At 55.0% G+C, this 693-nt stretch carries 1 protein-coding gene; it reads left to right on the forward strand.

The window, feature by feature from the left end:
• Nucleotides 1–267: 267 nt before the first annotated feature.
• Nucleotides 268–693, forward strand: a 426-nt coding sequence (locus tag ACTQ3V_RS15675) for an S-layer homology domain-containing protein (protein WP_441468302.1), incomplete at its 3' end; no start/stop codon positions are given.

A 693-nucleotide genomic window follows, 5' to 3' on the forward strand; every position in this document is an offset into this window, starting at 1 on the left:
GCCCGCTCAGGCGGGCGGGAAAGCTGGCGCTTACAACGGAACGGGGCGCGCGGCCTATGGCTCTCGCCTGCGGCCTGCGCTGCCCCTTGTCCGTTTGTGACGGGAAGCAAGGCTGCCCGTCGGCAAAAGGGAGAATAAAAGGGATAGGGCAAAAGGACAGGTAGTTTTCGAAATAAGAAAACCTGTCCTTTACTTATGATTGAATTATGGTCAACGGTGGCTTACAATAAATAGTGATTTCACATGATCTAAAAAGGAGGACTTACAATGATGAGAAGAACAGTAAAAGGTCTGACGGCAGCGGGCGTGGCTGCGCTGCTGACCGTTCCAGCGTTTGCAGCGTTTTCGGATGTACCGGAGAATGCGTGGTATGCTGCTGACGTTGAGGCGGTGCAGGAATACGGCATTATCAACGGCGTAGGTGATAACCGATTCGACCCGGACGGCACGCTGACTATTGCGGAAGCACTGACCATGGCAGTACGCACGAACGCACGACACAACGGCACGGAAGTTCCTGCTGCTGAGGGGGCTTGGTATCAGGGCGCGGTTAATTACGCCACGGAAAACGGTATGATCTCCGGCACGGAATTCGCCGACTATAACGCGAACGCGACCCGCGCGCAAATGGCGTATCTGTTCGCAAACGCGCTGCCGGAAAGCGAATATACGGCAATCAACGACGTTACAGCA

Origin of the sequence: Candidatus Agathobaculum pullicola (genome assembly GCF_052117205.1) — a bacterium.
GTDB classification, from domain to species: domain Bacteria; phylum Bacillota; class Clostridia; order Oscillospirales; family Butyricicoccaceae; genus Agathobaculum; species Agathobaculum pullicola.